Annotated in this window: 4 protein-coding genes; all 4 read left to right on the top strand. The window is 44.2% G+C overall.

Going from position 1 to position 3,447, the window contains the following annotated elements:
- Positions 1–132 precede the first annotated feature (132 nt).
- Complete coding sequence (locus tag AC4GME_RS18170; RefSeq protein WP_490379978.1) at positions 133–1,068, top strand: hypothetical protein; 936 nt, start codon at positions 133–135, stop codon at positions 1,066–1,068.
- Complete coding sequence (locus tag AC4GME_RS18165) at positions 1,046–1,762, top strand: hypothetical protein (protein WP_490375840.1); 717 nt, start codon at positions 1,046–1,048, stop codon at positions 1,760–1,762. Before AC4GME_RS18170 ends, AC4GME_RS18165 begins: the two co-directional genes overlap by 23 nt.
- A 31-nt stretch (positions 1,763–1,793) precedes the next feature.
- Positions 1,794–2,981 carry a type VI secretion system protein IglI family protein gene (locus AC4GME_RS18160; RefSeq protein ID WP_490379977.1) on the top strand — a complete coding sequence of 396 codons (1,188 nt, stop codon included), beginning with the start codon at positions 1,794–1,796 and terminating at the stop codon, positions 2,979–2,981.
- A 40-nt stretch (positions 2,982–3,021) separates the two neighbouring features.
- Positions 3,022–3,447: hypothetical protein (locus AC4GME_RS18155; RefSeq protein WP_490379976.1), on the top strand; the 426-nt coding region annotated here is incomplete at its 3' end.

The following is a 3,447-nucleotide window of genomic DNA, read 5'->3' as shown; positions in this document are numbered from 1 at the left end:
TTAACATCCATCTTGACGAAAAAAGTGCTGATAAAACCGGCGCTGTGGACGTGCAAATTGATCAGCTTATCAATCAAGTCGAAGATTTGATTGATGCTTTTGAAATAAAAAAATGAGTTAAGGAATAAGGCTGTGAATGAGTTAGAAAGCAAAATTGCTGAACGTATTCATGAGTTTGACATCATATCTCTGTTGCGGCTGTTGCACTCTATTGGCTATAAGCCGGAGGAAATTCGCTTTAGAAGTAATAACAGCATTTGTTCACAATCAGCTTTAATCCATGGGATCAACTTTTGCCAAGCGCCGGTACGCGAAGTTATTATTTGTTTGAATATTGGGCTTTTAAGTGCTCAATCGCCGCTGCCAAGTTATTTTCGGCAGAAGATGGAAAGTGAAGTTAACAATTTATTGTCTGATTTCATCGGCTATTTCGATAATCACCTGATTAAAGATTATATTTTCAATGTTTATCCAGAATTAAATGACTCCTTTTTTAGCTCTTGGGATTCAACTGCCCGTAGGTATCTACAGGTGCTTGATCTTACTTCATGCAGCACCCTGCATTGGCTTTTTAAATTGGTTTTCCCTGAAATTAGTGTGTATATCGAAAAGACATTACTCAACGAAGAGTTACTCACCCAGCAACTTCGCATAGGTGAAACTACTTTAGGCGAAGATGCTGTATTCGGAGCCAGTACAAGAGTGCCTATTCATGGTCGTCGAATTACCCTGAGTACCTATGAGGAATGCACTTCTAACCAAAAGCCATGGCCTCAGGAAATCAACCAGCGCTTAGAAAGTTTGTTATTTCCAGTCTTACGGCCAACAGGTATTGATTTGGAAATTACTCTGGTTCTGAAATCTCAGAAGCGATGGGCCCGGTTAGAAAAAGACACGTATCTGGGGTATGACCGGATAAAAAACGATCAGCAATCCTATCGGAGAATAATGATATTTAAAGGGCATGTAGGCGAGTACGAAAGTGTAAAAAAAGCAGAGAATAGTAGTTCCGCACTTAGTGATAATAGTGAGACAAGGAGGGGGTATGAAGTGCGAGAAATGCGCTAAAAACCTGATCGGTCTTGAGTATCGGCAAGTTGCCAAGTGGGCTTTCTGTCTGGAGTGTTTCCAGCAACTGATGGATCAGGCTGAAGAAAAGCAGCAACAGGAAGCTGGCGATCGGCCCGAAGGAGAAATTTTGGGCGCTGAACCAGTTCAGCAATATTGCCGGCTCTGCGAAGGAGCGATCGCAAACGATAATTGTCGAGAACTCTTAGGGCTTTTATTTTGCAAGGCCTGTTATATGAATTTGATTAAAAGGCCCGTGATGAAAATTCGGTCAGAACTAGATCAACAAAACAGGCCGTTGGTAACACAGGAGTCGGTGGATTTAACCAAGCTTGTTCGCTGTCACGCTTGTAATCGAAAAATACCTGAGTTGGGAAGCAAAGAATTTAATGGCAAACTGTTTTGCCCGGACTGTTATAACGCACTGCCGGAGCTCAAGGCACTAAGACCTAAGTTATTTCCCCAAGCCTGCGCTGAACCGGAATTAGAAACATTAAACGCAGAAAAAACTCTCGAGCCAGGCCTGCACTGCCAGGCCTGCCTGCGTGAGTTGTCAGCGGAAAATCTGGATTCGGTCGAGGGATTCGATATATGCAGAGCATGCCTGACAACCGATTCGGCAGCTGCAATTGAAATTGCCCGAGCCAGGCACAGAAAGAGACTGGCGGAAATGAAAAAACGGCTTGAGAACTAGCCAGTGGTGAATAACTTATCTGGAGTGGTAAATGAATATAGAGCTATTACAAGCAAGTCTTAAAGAAGATACGGATCCTGGTCTCGCAACTTTTGATCCGCGTTTCAGTGATATCATTACTTTGACGCAGGAGGCAAGGTACGAGGATGCGGCTACCAAGGCAGAAGAAATTATTGCCCTGGAGATTTATGATATCCGTATTATTGGCTATTTTCTTTACGGCCATTTTCTCGAACAGGGGGTTGGGGCTATGGCTGAAATTTACCTGTGTCTGACCGATTTACTGGGAGAACAGCTGGCGGCTCTGGGGCCAGTCAAAAAACGTGAGAAGCATATCCAGAGCATCCTCAACTGGTTGATGAAACAACTGCATAAAAAAATGCAGTATGAAGAGACTAAAAATAGTGATACCTACCAGTACTGGATTGAGCAGGCGACGACTGAACAGATTCAACAGGCACTTGATGCCGGCGACGAACTGCGCCATGTTTTGGGGTTGGTGTTGGAGGATGCTGCTGGTGCGGTACTGGATGGGTTATTGAATGTTAATGACTGGTTGCGGGCTTTTCAGCCCCTTGTTTACCGTGAGCAAGAAGAGCCCGAGGAAGAAGATGCATCAGATCAAGGCGATCAGGAAGATACAAGCTGGGACGAAACGGAAGAGGAAGATGAACAGCTTGAAGACGAATCGGCTGAAGAGCTGGAACAAGAAACTGAGCCTGCGAGCTTCAATGTCGCAGAGCTTGCGTCGGAAGGCTCCTATGCGCTTAATTTACTGCTTAAAAAGCTCGATGCCTTTGAACAACTGATTGCTGATGGCAAATATTCAAGTGCGGCGCTGATTGCCGATGACGTAAATAGCATGCTCTCCAACTTTGATCCTAAACTGTATTTTCCCAGGTTATTTACTCGTTTTTCACTGCTGTTTGCCTGTCATATTAATGAACTCACCGCTTATCAGGCATCTAGAGATACTGTTCAATGGCAGGCGCTGCAGGAATTGTACAAAGTTGACCTTGAAAGCTTCGTTAATTTTGATCCTGATTGCATAAATCTGGAAGCAGCAAGTGAGATGCAGGGCTATAAGCAGCCGGATGAATATGCTAGTTCTGATGATCAAGATTATGAAGATGAAGATAGGTATCCGGATGAAGATGAAGATAGGTATCCGGATGAAGATGATGCAAGGGATAAAGACAGCGAAGAAGATGAATGGTGATAAAGCAACCTAAGACTTTGATTCTTTTATAAGGGATAAGATGAGAGATTTCCATTTACGTTTTTTTGTTGAACGGCGCTGCCCCGATGGTATTGAAGAGCTTATTAATACGGATGATAAGGCTATGTTGTGGATGCCGGAAAGCGCAGGGATCTATGTACTGGGGGCCAATGACGGCACACTATTCACCTACCCCTGGGGGAGTTCGCCGATCTATTACATCGGTCAGTCAAAAAAATTGCGAAAACAGATTGTCGAGCATCGAAAATTTATTCTTCAGGCGATTGGTGGCGCGCGGGAACGAAAATGCTGGCCGCGTTATCAATATGGCGCGTCATTCGGTGCTACGGTGGCCTGGTATTCGGTACGAGGAGCGCAGTTTCCAAATAAACTGCAAACGGATTTACTGGCGGCTTTTTATGATATATACGGCTCGTTGCCATTGGCAAATAGTACTTGGCCTTCG

This window comes from Psychromonas sp., from assembly GCF_983033635.1.
The sequence above is the reverse complement of the archived record's forward strand: the minus strand, read 5'-3'. Positions and strand labels throughout refer to the sequence as shown.

Bases quoted from the DNA above. Each gene is read 5' to 3' on its own strand.
- AC4GME_RS18165 (WP_490375840.1), top strand. From the start codon at position 1,046: ATGAAGTGCGAGAAATGCGCTAAAAACCTGATCGGTCTTGAGTATCGG.
- AC4GME_RS18160 (WP_490379977.1), top strand. From the start codon at position 1,794: ATGAATATAGAGCTATTACAAGCAAGTCTTAAAGAAGATACGGATCCT.